This window comes from Candidatus Methylomirabilis sp., assembly GCA_036000645.1.
Classification (GTDB): domain Bacteria; phylum Methylomirabilota; class Methylomirabilia; order Methylomirabilales; family JACPAU01; genus JACPAU01.
In genome coordinates this window covers 1-16,047 of record DASYVA010000236.1, presented here as the reverse complement: position 1 = coordinate 16,047, position 16,047 = coordinate 1, and the positions used below count along the sequence as shown (strand labels likewise).

17 protein-coding genes are annotated in these 16,047 nt (G+C 71.6%); 11 read left to right on the top strand and 6 right to left on the bottom strand.

Annotated features, from left to right (window positions below):
• From VGT06_13920 to VGT06_13900, 5 genes are all read right to left on the bottom strand, one after another.
• Nucleotides 1-270, bottom strand: a 270-nt coding sequence (locus VGT06_13920) for a CDGSH iron-sulfur domain-containing protein (GenBank protein ID HEV8664220.1), incomplete at its 3' end; no start/stop codon positions are given.
• A gap of 133 nt (nt 271-403) precedes the next feature.
• Nucleotides 404-1,894 carry a TM0106 family RecB-like putative nuclease gene (locus tag VGT06_13915; GenBank protein HEV8664219.1) on the bottom strand — a complete coding sequence of 497 codons (1,491 nt, stop codon included), beginning with the start codon at nt 1,892-1,894 and terminating at the stop codon, nt 404-406.
• Nucleotides 1,895-2,006: 112 nt separating this feature from the next.
• Nucleotides 2,007-2,357, bottom strand: a complete 351-nt coding sequence (locus VGT06_13910) for a hypothetical protein (protein ID HEV8664218.1) — start codon at nt 2,355-2,357, stop codon at nt 2,007-2,009.
• A gap of 314 nt (nt 2,358-2,671) precedes the next feature.
• Nucleotides 2,672-2,956 carry a hypothetical protein gene (locus VGT06_13905; GenBank protein HEV8664217.1) on the bottom strand — a complete coding sequence of 95 codons (285 nt, stop codon included), beginning with the start codon at nt 2,954-2,956 and terminating at the stop codon, nt 2,672-2,674.
• A 142-nt stretch (nt 2,957-3,098) separates the two neighbouring features.
• Entirely contained in the window at nt 3,099-3,503 is a 405-nt protein-coding gene (locus VGT06_13900; protein HEV8664216.1) for a response regulator, read from the bottom strand.
• A gap of 311 nt (nt 3,504-3,814) precedes the next feature.
• Between VGT06_13900 and VGT06_13895 the strand changes: the two genes are divergently transcribed.
• From VGT06_13895 to VGT06_13845, 11 genes are all read left to right on the top strand, one after another.
• On the top strand, nt 3,815-5,215 hold the full coding sequence (locus VGT06_13895) for a magnesium chelatase (protein HEV8664215.1): 1,401 nt from the start codon (nt 3,815-3,817) through the stop codon (nt 5,213-5,215).
• A gap of 8 nt (nt 5,216-5,223) precedes the next feature.
• The gene (locus VGT06_13890) at nt 5,224-6,474 is read left to right on the top strand and encodes a VWA domain-containing protein (GenBank protein HEV8664214.1); all 1,251 of its coding nucleotides are present in this window, start codon (nt 5,224-5,226) and stop codon (nt 6,472-6,474) included.
• 90 nt (nt 6,475-6,564) lie between these two features.
• Nucleotides 6,565-7,380, top strand: a complete 816-nt coding sequence (locus VGT06_13885) for a TatD family hydrolase (GenBank protein HEV8664213.1) — start codon at nt 6,565-6,567, stop codon at nt 7,378-7,380.
• The gene (locus tag VGT06_13880) at nt 7,377-8,102 is read left to right on the top strand and encodes an alpha/beta fold hydrolase (GenBank protein ID HEV8664212.1); all 726 of its coding nucleotides are present in this window, start codon (nt 7,377-7,379) and stop codon (nt 8,100-8,102) included. Before VGT06_13885 ends, VGT06_13880 begins: the two co-directional genes overlap by 4 nt.
• A gap of 8 nt (nt 8,103-8,110) precedes the next feature.
• On the top strand, nt 8,111-8,590 hold the full coding sequence (locus VGT06_13875; protein HEV8664211.1) for a M67 family metallopeptidase: 480 nt from the start codon (nt 8,111-8,113) through the stop codon (nt 8,588-8,590).
• A 58-nt stretch (nt 8,591-8,648) separates the two neighbouring features.
• A complete protein-coding gene (locus tag VGT06_13870) occupies nt 8,649-11,375 on the top strand; it encodes an AMP-binding protein (GenBank protein HEV8664210.1) in 2,727 nt (908 codons plus the stop codon).
• Between the two features lie 9 nt (nt 11,376-11,384).
• Nucleotides 11,385-12,212 carry a DnaJ domain-containing protein gene (locus tag VGT06_13865; GenBank protein ID HEV8664209.1) on the top strand — a complete coding sequence of 276 codons (828 nt, stop codon included), beginning with the start codon at nt 11,385-11,387 and terminating at the stop codon, nt 12,210-12,212.
• Nucleotides 12,213-12,325: 113 nt separating this feature from the next.
• The gene (locus VGT06_13860) at nt 12,326-13,984 is read left to right on the top strand and encodes a thiamine pyrophosphate-binding protein (protein ID HEV8664208.1); all 1,659 of its coding nucleotides are present in this window, start codon (nt 12,326-12,328) and stop codon (nt 13,982-13,984) included.
• A 48-nt stretch (nt 13,985-14,032) separates the two neighbouring features.
• The gene (locus VGT06_13855) at nt 14,033-14,416 is read left to right on the top strand and encodes a HEAT repeat domain-containing protein (GenBank protein HEV8664207.1); all 384 of its coding nucleotides are present in this window, start codon (nt 14,033-14,035) and stop codon (nt 14,414-14,416) included.
• A 96-nt stretch (nt 14,417-14,512) separates the two neighbouring features.
• Complete coding sequence (locus tag VGT06_13850; GenBank protein ID HEV8664206.1) at nt 14,513-14,956, top strand: PA2779 family protein; 444 nt, start codon at nt 14,513-14,515, stop codon at nt 14,954-14,956.
• A 32-nt stretch (nt 14,957-14,988) separates the two neighbouring features.
• Complete coding sequence (locus VGT06_13845) at nt 14,989-15,309, top strand: tetratricopeptide repeat protein (protein ID HEV8664205.1); 321 nt, start codon at nt 14,989-14,991, stop codon at nt 15,307-15,309.
• A 39-nt stretch (nt 15,310-15,348) separates the two neighbouring features.
• Here the strand turns inward: VGT06_13845 and VGT06_13840 are convergent, their stop codons facing one another.
• Nucleotides 15,349-15,918 carry an STM3941 family protein gene (locus VGT06_13840; protein HEV8664204.1) on the bottom strand — a complete coding sequence of 190 codons (570 nt, stop codon included), beginning with the start codon at nt 15,916-15,918 and terminating at the stop codon, nt 15,349-15,351.
• Nucleotides 15,919-16,047: the final 129 nt, after the last annotated feature.

Here is a 16,047-nt window from a genome sequence, read left to right as displayed (position 1 = left end):
GTCGTGGATGGTGATCCGCTTGCCCCGATAGTCCAGCCTCCCGCTCGGGGGCCGATCGGCCGGTCGGCGCCCGGAGAACCCAATCCGGGCATGGGTGCCGTCGCAGAACGGCCTCTTTGCGGATCCCCCGCACCGGCAGAGCGCCGTCACGGGCTTTGTCGGAATGGCCTCCCCCCTGGAGTTCTCGAGCCTGGGCAAATTGCTGACGACGTACGGTCCGTCCTCCGCCACCTCGATGGTGCATTTCTCGCCGCCGGATTTCGCCTTCATGCCGTTTCCTCCCTGGAAGGAGCGCGCCGGATGCACACCGAGGCGACACCGTTCTCGCAGCGGATGCCCATGACTATACCTCTCGATCCCGCCCCTGCCAATGCGAGACCCCGTGCTCCCGGATCTGGGATCCTCACGCGAGGGCGGCGAGCCAGTCCTTGACGAAAGCGGTCGCCCGGCAGTCGTCCTCGTTGTAGCTGAGGATCCGCGTCAGCGCGTCCGCGTGGCGGGCGGGATCCGAAATGTAATCGAGGAAGAGGACGATGGACTCCAGGGCGTCCACCCCGGGGAGCCGCCAGGAGAACCCGAGAGCCTTCGCCACGGGCTTGAGCCCGGTCCCCGGAACCGGGAAGGCGACGGCGCGGGTGGCGAGGCGGTGCAGATCGGTGAGGCGCTGGAGGATCGCCGCGACGCGGCCGGCCGCGATGCCGTGGCGGGCGAAGAGCTTCCCGAGGTGGGTTCGCTCGTAGGAGTGCCAGTGATACAGCGGCGCCTCGGAGTGCGCCTCGCAAAAGGCCACGAACTCGGCCGCCATCCGTTCCTCCTCAGCCAGGCGCGTGGCCAGGAAGGGCCGGTAGCTCCCCTCGCCGGCCCGCCGGAGCAGCGTCCCGATGAGGTACTCGCAGGGCAGGAGGGCCCCGGTCTCGTCCGCCGCCTCGGCCCCCTCCAGGTCCACGAAGATCTCGACGGGGGCGGCCGGCAGGGGGACGCGCCCCGGGCCGAGCCGCACCGGCTGTCCGGTGAGGAGCGCGGCGGCGGCGGCCCGCAGGGTCCGGGCCTTCCCGGGTGCGATCCGGGGCACTCCCGCCAGGACCTTCGCCTCTGCGGCGGCAACGTCGCCGAGAGTCCTCAGGCCGGCCGCGCGGAGGGTCTCCCGGGTGGCCTTCCCCACCCCCGGAAGGAGGGAGAGGTCCTGGCCCGCCGCCGCCTGGCCGTCCGCGTACGCCGTCCAGGGCCAGGGACACTGGCCGTGGATCGGCTCCGGCACCAGTCGGCCCGCCAGGATGGCCCGGGTCCCCTGCAGGGCCACCTCGAGACGAGGCCTGAGTGCCTCCATCGCGTGCTCGAATTCCTGCCCGTCCCGGTTGATCAGCGTCACGCTGGGCAGTTCGGCGCCCTGGATCTTGCCCAGAAGGAAGGTATAGAACGCCGCCTGCACAAGATCGGCCTCGTCCAGGCGCCGTGCCGACTTGACCTCGACGACCCGATAGGCGAAGGAGCCGAACCGGGAGGCGCTCCCCTCGACCCGTTCCAGCAGATCGGGTCGCCCCGCGAGCCCCTCGGGGAGGTAGAGGAGGGGCAGGCCCGCCAGCGCGGGGACCCCCGCGGCCATCTGGTCCAGGGCGAGGCGGAAGCCGGCCTCCTCCGTGGGGAAGGGGGGCGGCGCCAGGCCGGGATGGCGGAGCCCGAGGATGCGGGTCTCGTGCGCCTTCCCCCGTTCGGCCAGGAGGAGCCGGTACCGGCTCACCGGCTCCCGGGCCTCGAGAGGGGCAAAGGCTTCGCACCAGACCGCATAGGGGGCGGCGGCATGCAGGGCTACCAGGCTGGCCGTGACCCGCGGGTAGGCCCCGCCGGTGAGGCAGGCCTGCCGTAAACCGGCCAGATCGGCCCCGTTCACCCCCATGCCGCGCTCCCCTCCCGGAAAAGGAGAGAGGCTGGATGCGGGGTCCGGCGTCCCCGCCGCTCCAGCCTCTCTGCGAATTGGCCGGTCTGGCCTCTCCGCGGTCCTGCGACCGTTACCCCGCCGGGCCCTTCCCCTTCTGGGCCTGCGCCAGCTCCTCCACCTTTTTGCGGAGGTCCAGGATCTCCTTCTCCTTGAAGGCGATGGAGGAGTCCCGCTGGCGGAGCTGTTCCTGGACCTGACTGTGGAGGGTCTGCCAGCGGGCCAGCTCGGTCTCGAGTTCCTTCATCCGCCCGCCTCCCGCGGCCGGTGCCGCCGCTGGCCGGGGGGCGCTCTTGGCGGCGGCCGGCTTGCGCCCGGCAGCCTTCGCGCCCTTCGCTCCCCTGGCCGGCTTCCGGGCCGGTTTCTTTGCCGCCCCGGCCTTCCCCCTCGCCCCCTTCCGCCCCGCTGCCCGCCCCTTGCGCATGCGCTTCTCCTCCTGGATGGGGGGTGGACGACCCGGGCGCCCCGCCGGGCGCCAGACTTTAGTTCGGGATCTTATGCGAACGGCGGGAGCGTGTAAAGTGGGAAAACGCTCAGGGACGGCCGGCGGGGGGCTCCGGATCCGCGCGGTGAGCGGGCGCCTGCCGACCCTCTAAGCGCACGATCATACCGCAGTGGGGACAGAGGGCGTCCCCCCAGGTGATGGTCACCTCACACCGGGGACAGGGGCGGGGCTCCTGGGGGTCGTAGGGGAGGCCGGACCAGATGGCGCGCAACCAGCTCATGGGCCCCCTCATCTCAGTCGGTCGGAGGCGGGCTGCTGCTCCGGCGGCTGTGGAGCGTATTGGCCAGGGCCTGGACCGTGGCCGCGATTCGGTCGCAGCTCTGCTCGATGGCGAGCCACTGGGGCCGATAGGTGGGATCCGCCTGGGCGAGCTGCGAGGCGGTCGTGATCACCTGAAGCGCGTTGCCGACGTGGTGCTCGAGGAAGGCGACGAGAGCCTCCAGGTCCGGCACGAGCCGGTCCGCCGGGGGGCCCGCGAGCTGCTCCTGCTCCTGACCTGGCGTCGTGGCCGGCAGCACCCTGTCTCCTTTCCGTGCAGGCGGGAGCCGCCGCCTGCAGCCGGGGGGGGAGGGTGCAACCTCTATGCCGCCGACCTGAGATGCCGGTGCGAAGAGGGATCTGGCTGCCCGGAGGTGGTAGGCCCAGGTGGGGTCGGGACGTTCAGGAGGCGGTCGCGGGCTTCGCCTTCTTGGCCGCGGCCATGCGGACCACGTTCAGGAACCGGTCGATCTCGAAGGGCTTGGCGAGGCAGAAGTCGGCTCCGGCCGCAAACGCTCGCTCGTGGAACTTGGGGTCGGTGCCCGCCGTAAACATGATGATGGGCACCCCGCTCAGCCGGGCGTCCTGCTTCAGGTGACGGCACGTCTCGTAGCCGTCCATCCCCGGCATCATGACGTCGACGATGAGCACGTCGGGTTTGGAGATCTCGGCCTTGCCGAGCGCCTCCTGTCCGTTTCTGGCCGGGATCACATGATAGCCGTGGCTCTCCAGGAAATCCTTCACCATCTCGATCATCGTCGGGTCATCGTCAATGACGAGCACGATCTTCATCGCATCGGTGGACATCCCTCCCCCCTCCCCCCTGCCGGTTGCCCGGCGGCCTCAGTCTACCGACCCCCGGGGGGGCAATTCAACGGGAATCTCGGAGCCGGCCCGCAGCAGCGCGGCCAGCGAGCCCTCGAGGTCGGCAGCGGGGCCCTTCTAACACCCCGCGGTCCCTTTGACAATCGCCGGCCGCGGGACTAGACTTCATGGGACCGACCGCCCCTCCGGGCGCGGTCGGGCGAGGAGACATGCAGAAAGGTTCCCAACGTCCCCGAACGCTAGGCGAGCTTCGCCGGAGTCCCTACGACGATTCCCTCCTCCGCACCCGCTCCGTGCGGGACGAGCTGCGCCAGAACCTCCTGGTCCGCCTGAGGGCGCGCGAGCCCCTCTTCCCCGGCATCGTCGGCTACGACGACAGCGTGATCCCGCAGTTGGTGAACGCGCTGCTCGGGCGGCACCACCTCATCCTGCTCGGGCTCCGCGGACAGGCGAAGAGCCGGATCCTGCGAAGCCTGGTCTCCCTCCTGGACGAGGAGATCCCGGCGGTGGAGGGGTGCGAGATCCACGACAACCCCTACGCCCCCATCTGCCGGGCCTGCCGCGAGCGGCTCGCGGCCGAGGGGGACGCCATCCCCATCGCCTTCCTCCCCCGCGAGCGGCGCTACGTGGAGAAACTGGCCACCCCGGACGTGACCATCGCCGACATCCTCGGGGACGTGGACCCCATCCGGGCCGCCCGGGGCGGGCACGACCTGGCCAGCGAGCTGACCATCCACTACGGCCTGCTCCCCCGGGCGAACCGGGGGATCTTCGCCATCAACGAGCTGCCCGACCTCGCGGGCAAGATCCAGGTGGGCCTCTTCAACATCATGGAGGAGGGGGACGTCCAGATCAAAGGCTACCCGGTTCGGCTGCCCCTGGACGTCCTGCTGGTCTTCTCGGCCAACCCCGAGGACTACACGGCCCGGGGGAAGATCATCACCCCGCTGAAGGACCGGATCGGGGCGGAGATCCGGACCCACTACCCCCGGAGCCTGGGCGAAGGGATGGCCATCACCGAGCAGGAGGCGTGGCTGGACCGGGGTAACAGCCTCCAGATCCCGACCTTCGTGAAGGAGGCGGTGGAGCTGGTGGCCCTGATCGCCCGGGAGCACCGGCACGTGGACAAGCGCTCCGGGGTGAGCCAGCGGCTCCCCATCACCGCCCTCGAGACCGTGGCCAGCAACGCCGAGCGGCGGGCGCTCCTCCGGGGCGACGCGGTGGCGGTCGCGCGGCCCCGGGACCTGTACGCGGCGCTCCCAGCCATCATGGGGAAGCTCGAGCTGGAGTACGAGGGGGAGGTGAAGGGGGGAGAGGCGGTAGCCACCACGCTCGTGCGGGAGGCGTTCGGCCGGGCTTTCAGCCGCCACCTGAACGCCTCCGACTGCCAGGAGATCGTCGCCTGGTTCGACGCGGGGGGAGCGGTGCAGCTCCCGGAGGGCCTCACCGCCTCGGAGGAGATGAAGCGCCTCAAGGGTGTGCCGGGCCTGCTGGAGCGGGCGGCCGGTCTCGCCGGCGCGGGAAACCCCGCCCCCGCGCTCCTGGCGGCGGCGGCGGAGCTGGTGCTCGAGGGCCTGCACGCCCTGAACAAGATCGACCGGAACGAGGAGCGCGGGTTCACGGGCCTGGCCAAGCCGGCCCCCGAGGCCCCTCCGGGGCCGGCCCCTCCCCGCCGCGGCCGCTACGTGAACTGAGGCGCGGAATGCCGACTGTCCGCTACTCGAAGTTCACCGGCCAGTGGTGGGAGCAGGCCAGCCTGGAGGACCTCCTCGCGGACCTGGCCGATTTCCTGCTGCAGAGCGGCCTCGGGGAGGCCGACCCGTGGGGAGAGCCGGCCGATGACCTGGAGCGGCTCAAGGAGGCGCTCCTGCGGGCGCTGGCCGCCCGCGGGCACATCACCCCGGAGGAGCTGGAGGCCTGGGAGGGCGGGGAGGCCAGTCCGGAGCGCCGGCGCCTGGAGCAGATGCTGGACGGGCTCCTGCGCCGCCTGGTGGAGGAGGGCTACCTGACGCTCCGGCCCCCGGGGAGGGTGGGGGACGACCTCGACGTCCGGGGCTACGCCGGGGAGTGGGGGCCGACCGACGAGCGGGCCCGCTTCGCGCTCACCAACAAGACGGTGGACTTCCTCGGGTTCAAGACCCTGAAGGACCTGCTGGGCTCCCTCGGGAAGTCGAGCGCGGGCCGGCACGAGACCCGGTTCCTCGCCACCGGGGTGGAGGCCAGCGAGGACTCGCGCCCGTACACCTTCGGCGACACCCTCAACCTGGATGTCCCCGGGACGCTCCTCAGGGCCATCGGCCGCCAGGGCCTGGCCATGCCCCTCGCGCTCGAGGCCGAGGACCTGCTGGTGCACCAGGCCGAGTACGCCTCCTCCTGCGCCACGGTCCTGATGCTGGACTGCAGCCACAGCATGATCCTCTACGGCGAGGACCGGTTCACGCCGGCCAAGCGGGTGGCGCTGGCCCTCGCGCACCTGATCCGGACCCAGTACCCGGGGGACAGCCTCCAGGTGGTCCTCTTCCACGACGAGGCGGAGGAGATCCCGTTCTCCCGCCTGGCGCGGGTCACGGTGGGCCCCTACTACACGAACACGGCGGCCGGGCTGGCCCTGGCCCGCCGGCTCCTGAGCCGCCAGCGGAAGGACATGCGCCAGATCGTGATGGTCACGGACGGCAAGCCCTCCGCCGTTACCTTGCCGGACGGCCGGATCTACCGGAACCCCGCCGGCCTGGACCCCCGCATCCTGCAGCGGACCTTTCACGAGGTCCTCGAGTGCCGGCGGGCCGGCATCCTCGTCAACACCTTCATGCTGGCCCGGGACTACGACCTCGTGGCCTTCGTGAAGCAGGTGACGGCGCTCTGCCACGGGAAGGCCTACTTCACCACCCCCGTGAGTCTGGGGCAATATCTGCTGCTCGACTTCATGACCAGGAAGATCCGGCGGATCCACTGAGCGGCCCCGCTTCCGGTTGACAGCGGGCCGCCGGGTCCCTACTCTTCGCGGGTGGCTGGCCCCTCCGGGGGCACGGGAGTGTCCGCATCCATGGTCCTCATCGATACGCACTGCCACCTTTTCTCTTCAGAGTACGCCGACCTGTCCGGTCTGCTCCATCGGGCGCGCGGCAGGGGCGTGGTGGCGGCGGTGGCCCCCGGGGTGAACCCGGCCACCAATCTCAGGCTCCTGGAGCTGGCCCGGGCCTACCCGGGCGCCATCTGGCCTTGCTTCGGCTTTCATCCTGAGCACCTCTTCCTCACCGAGGAGGACTTCCAGATGGTCTGCGCCGAGGTGCGGGAGCACCGGGCCGCCCTGGTCGGCCTGGGAGAGGTGGGCCTGCCGCACTACTGCCTGGCCGATGCCGCGGACGTGAAGGCGACGGCAGAGGCGGGACGGCGGCGCCTCCGGCACCTGCTGGACCTCGCGGTGGAGCTGGACCTGCCGGTCAGCCTCCACGCCCCGCACGAGGCGGCGGCCGAAGCCTTCGGGCTCCTCCGGGAGGCCGGCGTGCGGCAGGCGGTCTTCCACTGGCACAAGGCTCCCGAGGAGACCACCCGGCGGATCCTGGAGGCCGGGTACCTCATCTCCGTCACCCCCGAGGTCTGCTACCGGGAACGGGACCGCCAGTTGGTGAAAGAGGTCCCCCTCGACCAGCTCCTCCTGGAGAGCGACGGCCCCTGGCCGTACGAGGGGGAGTTCACCGGGATGACCACCGAGCCCTGGATGGTCGCCCTGGCGGCCCAGGCGGTGGCGCGGATCAAGGGGGTGGCGCTGGGTGAGGTCGCGGAGCAGACGACCCGGACCGCCGCCCGCCTCTTCGGTCTGGACCTGAGCCGCCTCCCCGCCCCGCGGGTCGGGCGGTGAGGGAGACCGAGACCCTCCGCCTGCGCGGCGCATCCGGGGCCCTAGCGGCCGTGCTGCACTTCCCCGCCCGGCCCCCCGCCCCGCTGGTGATCGCCTGCCACGGCCTCCTGAGCAGCAAGGACAGCCCGAAGTACCTCGAGCTGGCGGACGCCCTGGCGGGGGCCGGGTTCACCTGCGCCCGGTTCGACTTTTCGGGATGCGGGGAGAGCGAGGGGGCGCTCTCGGAGACAACCGTCGCCCGCCGGGTAGCGGACCTCCACAGCGTCGCGGAGGCGCTCTCTGTCCACCGGTCCGTGGCGGGGGGCCTGGGCCTCGTGGGGAGCAGCCTGGGCGGCTTCGTCGCCCTGTGCCACGCGAAGCACGACCCCCGGGTGCGCGCGGTGGTCGCCTGGGCCACGCCTGCCCACCTGAAGGACCTCGGGGGGGAAGGGGAGCTCTTGCTCCGGTACGGCCTCGGCCGTCCCCTGCTCGAGGAGCTGCATCGCGCGGGGGGCCTCGAGGCGCCGGATGGCGTCCCCCGCTGTCTCATCTTGCATGGCACGGCCGATGCGCTCGTGCCGGAGGCGCATGCCCACGCGCTCTACGCGCGTGCGGCCGAGCCGAAGAGCCTGGAGATCCTGCCGGGGGCCGACCATGTTTTCAGCGACCCGGCGGCGCGGGCGGTGGCACTCTCCCGCACCGTGGCCTGGTTCACCCGGTTCCTCCTCGATGGGGCAGGCTGAGGGGCGCGATGCAGGGGGAGCGCTTCATGCTCCGGCTCACGAAGGGGATCGTGGAGGAGATGGCCCGGCACGCCTCGGAGAGCTTCCCGGAGGAGTGCTGCGGGGTCATCCTGACCGGTGACGCGGGGGACATCCTCCGGCGCTGCAGCAACATCCAGAACCGGCTGCACGCCGAGGACCCGGCCACGCACCCCCGGGACGCGCGGACCGCCTACTACATCGACCCGGTCCAGGTCCAGCAGATCCTGAACGAGGCCGACCGGCGGGGGTGGGGCATCAAGGCGCTGTACCACTCCCACCCGGATCACGAGGCCTACTTCTCCGCGGAGGACCGGGGCAAGGCGCTCGCCCCCTGGGGCGAGCCCCTCTTCGGTGAGGCCGCCTACGTGGTGGTCTCCGTGTTCGACCGCCAGGTCCGCCGGATGAAGGCCTTCGCCTGGGACCCCGCGGCCAGGGATTTCGTCGAGGTCCCGATCGAGGCCGCCTGAAGCCGGCGGAGGCGGGGGCAAGGGAAGGGAGAGACCCCACACGTCCCGCTGGGCTATAATGACCACCGTGGGCGGAGCCGAGACCATCCCGGGCCGCGCCGCCGCGGCCGCAGCCGCCTTCGGCGATGCCCTCGCCATGCAGGCGAAGGGGGAGGCGGGGTACGTCCGGCTGACCTACCGGGAGCTCGCAGCGCGGGCGTCCGCGGCGGCCCGCGGTCTGGTCGCCCTGGGCCTCAAGCCCGGAGACCGGGCGGTCCTCCTCTCCGAGAACCGGCCCGAATGGGGAGTGGCCTACCTGGCCATCACCGGCGCCGGCGGGACCGCCGTTCCTCTGGATCCCCACCTCAGCGACGCCGAAATCGCGAACTGCGTCCGCCACGCCGGCGCGGAACTGGTCGTCGTCTCCGGACACTTCCGGGAGCGACTGGCAGCGTTGGCCGGCCAGGGACTTGCGGCGAGCATTCTCGACCTGGACGGCGGTCCGGGGGCCCTCTCCTTCGACACCCTGGCGGAGCAGGGGACCGGGGCGCTCCTGCCAGAGGTCCTCGCTGACACCCCCGCCTCGATCCTCTATACCTCCGGCACTACCGGGACCCCGAAGGGGGTCGTCCTCACCCATAGGAACTTCCTCGCGAACGCCGAAAGCGTCCTGGGCTCCATCCCCCCCCGCCGCGACGATGTCTTCCTCGCCCTCCTCCCCCTGCACCACGCCTTCCCCTTCATGGCCAACTTTCTCGTCCCTCTCCTCTCGGGGGCCTGCACGGTCTTCCTGCAGAGCCTCAAGGCGCCGGACCTGCTGGCCTGCATGCAGGAGACGGGCGTGACGATCCTGGTAGGGGTTCCGCAACTGTACGCCATGCTGCACCGGGGCCTCTGGGAGCAGATCGGGCGCCGGCCGGCGCTCGCCCGCGGGGCCTTCCGCCTGCTGCTGGCCGCGAGCGACCGCCTCCTGCCGCTCACGGGGGAGCGGGTCGGGCGACTCCTATTCCGGCAGGTCCACCGGCGCTTCGGCGGGCGGCTCCGCATCATGGCGAGCGGCGGGGCCAAGCTGGACCCGGCGGTGGCGGCAGACTTCAGGCGCCTCGGCTTCCAGGTCCTGGAGGGCTACGGGCTCACCGAGACCGCCCCCGTCGTCTCCTTCAACCCGCCGGAGCGCCCCGTGCTGGAGTCCATCGGGCGCCCGGTGTCTGGCGTGGAGGTCCGCATCGGGGAGCCGGATGCCGACGGGGTGGGCGAGATTCTGGTCCGGGGGCCCAACGTGATGCGCGGCTATTACCGGAACCCGGAGGCGACGGCGGAGGTCCTCCGGGATGGGTGGCTGCACACCGGGGACCTGGGCTACCTGGATGCCCGGAACTATCTCTACATCACCGGGCGAGCCAAGGAGGTCATCGTCCTCCCCTCCGGGAAGAACATCTACCCGGAAGAAGTCGAGGCCCACTACCACCAGTCCCCCTACATCAAGGAGATCTGCGTGGTCGGGGTGGAGGCCGGCGGCGAGGCCGGCGTGGCCACCGAGAGCCTGCGGGCGCTCGTCCTCCCGGACTTCGACTACCTGAAGGCCCAGCGGCTCTCCGGCGCCCGGGAGGCGATCCGGTGGGACATGGAGAACTACTCCCGCCGGCTCCCAGCCTACAAGCGCGTCACGGGATTCAGCCTGGTCAAGGAGCCCTTCCCCCGGACGCGACTCGGGAAGATCCAGCGGCACCGGGTCCAGGAGCTGTACCGGGACCTCCTGGCGGCGCCCCCAAGCCCCGCCGAGCCTGCCGAGGGGGCCGGCGACCCCCTCCTCGAGCGGCCCGGGGCCGACCGGATCCTGCAGCTCCTGACCGAACGGGCCAAGGGACGCCCGGTGCGCCTGGACGACAACCTGGAGCTGGACCTGGGGATCGACTCCCTCGGCCGAGTGGAGCTGGTCGTCGCCCTCGAGGAGATGTTCGGGATCGAGCTGCCCGACGAGGCCGGCTCGGAAGTCTTCACCGTCCGGGAGCTGCTCAGCCGGGTCCTCGAGGTGGCAGCCGGAGGCAAGGTACCCGCCGCGGCCCGGCGGAGCCCCTGGGAGGCGATCCTGAACACTCCCCCCGACGCGGCGGCGCAGGCGCGCCTCGCGGCCGGCACCTCCGGCCAGGCCGGCGTCGTCTCCTGGTTCATCCAGCACATCGGCTGGCTCCTCTTCACCCTGTTCTGCCGCCTGCGGGTCCTCGGGCGGGAGCGGGTGCCGGTGGCGGGACCTTTCATCCTGGCCTCGAACCACGCCTCCTACATCGACGGCTTCGTCATCGCGGCGGCCGTCCCCTACCGTTTTCTCACCCGGCTCTACTACGTCGGGTTCCAGACCTTCTTCCAGCACCCGGTCCTGGACTGGTTCGCCCGCAACGTCCGCGTCATCGCCATTGACATGGACGCCTACCTCGCCCGGGCACTGCAGATGGCCGCACACGTGCTCCGGGAGGGGAAGGTGCTCTGCGTCTTCCCCGAGGGGTCCCGCTCCATCGACGGGACGGTGAAGCCCTTCAAGAAGGGGACCGGGATCCTGGCCCTGGGGCTAAAGGTCCCGCTGGTCCCGGTGTACCTCCAGGGGACCTTCGATGTCTGGCCGCGCGGCGAGCGCTGGCCCCGGCCAGGCACGGTCCGCGTGACCTTCGGCGAGCCGGCCAGCGTGGACGACCTCCTGCGGGATCCCGCCGCCGTCGGGGCCGACGAGCCGGAGCGCCTCATGGCCGCCCTTCGGGCCCGGGTGGCGGCCCTGGCCGGTCCGGTTGCCGCGGGCGAGGGCCTCCCCTAGAATACGGCCATGCGACATCGGCCCCTGAAGGACTACTACCAGATCCTGGGCGTCCCCCCTGCCGCCTCCGACGAGGAGGTCAAGCGGGCCTATCGGCGACTCGCCCTCAGGTACCACCCGGACCGCAACCCCGGGGACCGGACGGCCGAGGAGCGCTTCAAGGAGATCAGCGAGGCCTACGCGGTCCTGACGGATCCGCCGAAGCGCCGCGCGTACGAAGGGGCGCGGGCGTCCGGTCCCCAGGCGCGGGGCCGGCCCGACTTCGGGTACAGCCAGGAGGAGATCCTCCGGGACCTCTTCAGCGGCCTCAGGACGAACCCCTTCTTCGCCGACCTGATGGCGGAGTTTCTGCGGGCGGGGGTCCGCGGGGACGAGCGGTTCTTCACCCGGACCTTCTTCGGTGGCCGAGGCGTCGTCTTCGGTGGCGTCTTCGTGGCCGGGCCGTGGGGGTGGCGCCGTGCCACCATCGGGCCAGGCCGCCGGCCCGAAGTCCGAGAAGGGCAGCGGGACCCGGCGGCGGTCCAGGGAGGGAGTCTTCTCCGCGCTCTGGGCAAGATGCTCCTGGGGACCCTTCGGGGCCTCTTCGGGCGGCCGGCCCTTCCCGGGGGCACGGACGGCGATCTGACCCGGGACCTTTCGCTCACGGCCGCCGAGGCGGGGGCGGGCGGCGTGAAGCGGGTCTCCCTCTCCCGGGGAGGGGAGCTGGAGGAGGTCCTCGTCACGATCCCGCCAGGCGTCCGCACGGGGACGCGCCTCCGGCTCAGGGGGAAGGGACGGCCGGGACCCGACGGACGGCTAGGCGACCTCTACCTCCGGGTGACCGTCGGGAACCAGTAGGGCCCGCGCCCGCCATTCCCCCCCGTCACCTGCGCTGGATCTCCGCTCATCCCCTGCCGCCCGACGTCGGCTGTCCGCTCTGCAGGACCAGGCACGCCAAGGGGGAGACCCCGGTGAAGCCCGTCATGCCCCTGGGGGACTTCCTGGTCGCCTACCTGAAGCGGGTCGGGGTGGAGCGTCTCTTCGGCATCCCGGGGGACCTGGTCCTGAACCTCTTCCTGCGCCTCGGGAAGCCCCGTGGCCTCCCGATCGTCACCCTCTCCCACGAGCCCGGCGTCGGATTCGCCGCGGACGGGTACGCCCGGAGCACCCGGCGCCTCGGCGTCCTGTGCGTCACCTATGGGGCCGGCGGCCACAACATGGTGAACCCCATTGCCGGCGCCTTCTCCGAGAAGGTCCCCCTCCTGGTGCTGAGCGGTGGCCCCGGTGAGGAGGACCGGAAGCTCGGGGCCCTGATCCATCACCAGGCCAAGGAGATCGAGTCGCAGTTCCGGATCTACCAGGAGCTGACCTGCGCCGCCGCCGTCCTCGATGATCCCCGGACGGCTGCCGAGGAGGTGGACCGCGTCGTCCGGGCCATCCACCACCACTACCGGCCGGGGTACCTGGAGATCCACCGGGATGCGGTGGAGCGACCGATCCCGGTCCCGGCGTACTTGCGGCGCTGGGACGGGACCTTCCCCGCGCGGCGGGCCGATCGGAAACGGGTGGCCGAGGCGGTCCGGGAGACGGCCGCCTGGCTGAATCGGGCAAAGCGGCCGGTCGTTATCGCGGGCGTGGAGGTCCAGCGGTTCGGCGTCCGGAAAGAGGTAGTCACCCTTGTGGAGCGCCTGGGAGTCCCCTGCATGACCACCGTCCTGGCCAAGGGGGTCTTCCCCATGGACCACCCGCAGCACATGGGGATCCACATGGGACCCCTGAGCCACCCGGCCATCCGGCGGCGGGTGGCGCAGGCGGACCTCGTCCTGCACCTGGGGGCGTTCCTCACCGACGTGGACCTGGCGAGCCAGCCCCTGACGGTCGCCCGGCACCGCTCCATCTGGGCCATGGATGACCGGGTCGAGATTTCCTTCCACGGCTACCCGGACGTCCCCCTCGCCGATTTCGTGCGCGGCCTCCTGAAGACCCCCCTGCGGGTGCACCGGGAGCGCCTCACCTACCACGACAACCTCCCCCCGCCCCGAAAAGGCGGCGACAGGATCACGATGGCAGAGGTCCTCCAGGAGGTGAACCGCTTCCTCCGGGGACGGCGGGAGTACCTGGTGACAGCCGACTCCGGGGACGCCATCTTCGCCGGGCTGGAGGTGCGGATGAGCGGCATGGCGACGTACCTGGCCCAGGGGTACTACGCCTCCATGGGGTTCGCGGTCCCCGGGGCTCTCGGAGCGCAGATGGGGACGGGTCTCCGCCCCCTCATCCTGTGCGGGGACGGCGCGTTCCAGATGACCGGCTACGAGATCGCCCATGCGCCCCGCTACGGGCTGACCCCGGTCGTGGTCCTCCTGAACAACGGCGGGTGGGGGATCTTCCAACCCCTCGCTACCCGGCCGGACCTCCTCGCGCTCCCCTCCTGGCGATACGCCGCTCTGGCGCGCCTGTGGGGGGGCGCCGGCTACGAGGCCGGGACGGCCATGGCGCTGCGGGAGGCGCTGCAGGCCGCCGACCGGGAGCGGCGCTTCGTCATCATCGAGGTCCCCATCGCCCCCGGGGACCTCTCTCCCCTGGCCCGCCGCTACTTCACCGCACGCCGCGGTCCTCGGCGACCCCGGTGAGGGCGACCGCGGTTGACGCTCCGCACCCGGGCCGGCATAATGCCGGGCATGGGGGACGCGCGCCTGGCCTCCCTGGTCCGAGCACTGCGCACGGGTGGGCCGACGGCCCGGCGACGGGCGCTCGCGGCGCTCGCCCGCCGCAGCGAGCGGGCTGTCGCCCCGGAGGTGGCCCTCCTCCTGCGCGACCCGCTGCCGGCGCTCCGGGCCGAAGCGGCGCGGGCACTCTCCCGCCTTGCGACGCAGGCTGAGATCCCGTTCCTTCTCGAGGCGCTCGACGATCCCGAGGCCGACGTCCGCTACTGGGCGGCCGTGGCGCTCGGGAACCTGGCCAGCCCCTCGGCCGTGCTGGCCCTCATTCGCCTGGCGCGCCGCGAGCCGGTCGCCGAGGTGCGGGACGCGGCGCGGGAGGCCATCCCCAAGACGGCCTGGTAGGAGCCGAGCCTCGGCCTCGCGTAGACGGGGGTTTCGCCGGTCGCCGGTGCACGCCCCCGCTGCTCTTTTCCCCTGCAGTCCTCCAGGAGGCACATCATGCGCAGATGCCATCGGGGAATCATCCGTGGTCTGCCCGCGAAGGCGCTGGCCTGCTACCTGGTCGCCGCGACCACCCTGCTCGGGGTCCTGCCCCGGGGGGCCGCGGCCGCCCTGGTCCCCACCACGCTGGCCGCCGTCGAGCAGGCCACGGGGCGGGCGGAGGACCTGGCGCGCCTCCAGAGCCTGCTGGAGCGGAAGGTCGTCCAACAGCGCCTGGGCGACCTCGGCTTCTCCGCCGAGGAGATCCGGGCCCGGCTGGAGGCCCTCGATGACGCGCGCCTGCACGAGCTCGCCCAGCGGATGGACGGGCTGGTGCCGGCGGGGGATGGCGTGGGGGTCGTGGTCGCCCTGGCCGTCATCGTCCTCGTGGTCGTGCTGATCCTCTACCTCATGGACAAGAAGATCATCATTACGGGCGGCGGCCAGCCTGCGAAGCGCTGAGCGTACGGCGTGTGCAATTTCCCGGAGGCCTGATGGACCCGGCGCGCCTCGAGCAGTTCCGGAAGATCGCGGAGCAGTACCCCACCGACGAGGCGGCCCGCTACGGTCTCGGGTCCCTGTACTTGCAGGCGGAGCGGTACGCCGAGGCCGAAGGGGAGTTCCGGGCGGCCATCAGCCTCAAGCCCGCCTACACCGCCGCCTATCGGGGCCTGGGGAGGGCGCTGGAGAAACAGGGGAAGACCGCGGAGGCCATCGCGACCTACCGAAAGGGGTGTGAGGTCGGAGCCCAGACCGGCGACTTGCAGACCAAGAAGGAGATGGAGGTGTTCCTCAAGCGGCTCGGCGGGGGTTGAGCGGAGGCGCGGCTCCGGCTGCCGGGCGAACGCCAACCTTCAGCGGCCGGGCCGGGCGGGAGGACGGGGGCTTGCCCCCGGCTCCAGGGGTCGGCGCTGGGTCTCATTGATTCGCTTGAGAATCAGCGTCAAGACCTCCTGGCTGTTCGCATCAACCCAGGAAAGGTTCACCGAGAGCGGGGTGAAGCCCAGCAAGTCGTTCCCGGCTGCCAATGCGCGCATGGCGCGCCGGGAGGGGGAGAGCCGGGCCAAATACGTCTCCGGGTCCCGCAACTCGAGCAGGATGACGTCCTGGCCTCCGACGGAGCTGAGGTAGGCCGCCTTGATGTCCGACCACGGGATGAGACCCACGCCGAGCGTCCGGTCGAGAATGCCGAGCGAATCAATCACGACGCGCGGCCGGGGATCCATGAATCGCCCGAGGAAGACCAGAGCGGCTCCGCCAAACACGAGGATACAGAGCCAGGCCCCCAAGACGGCAAGCGTCCTGGGAGACTCGTCAGAAGCCTGGACGAGGAGGACGATGATCCCCGCAACGACGACCCCGAGACTGCCGACAAGCGCGAAGAGGTATTTCCGGGTCGCACTGCGGATGACGACCTTTTCCATAGGCCGACTGCCGCCCTGGGCCGCAAGCCGGTGCTCGAGGGAGCGCCAGACGCTCTGCAGGCCGTTGAGGTGACTCTCCCGCCGGCGCGAACGGTTCCCAGCGCAAAGGCCGCAGGTCGCCCGGCCTGC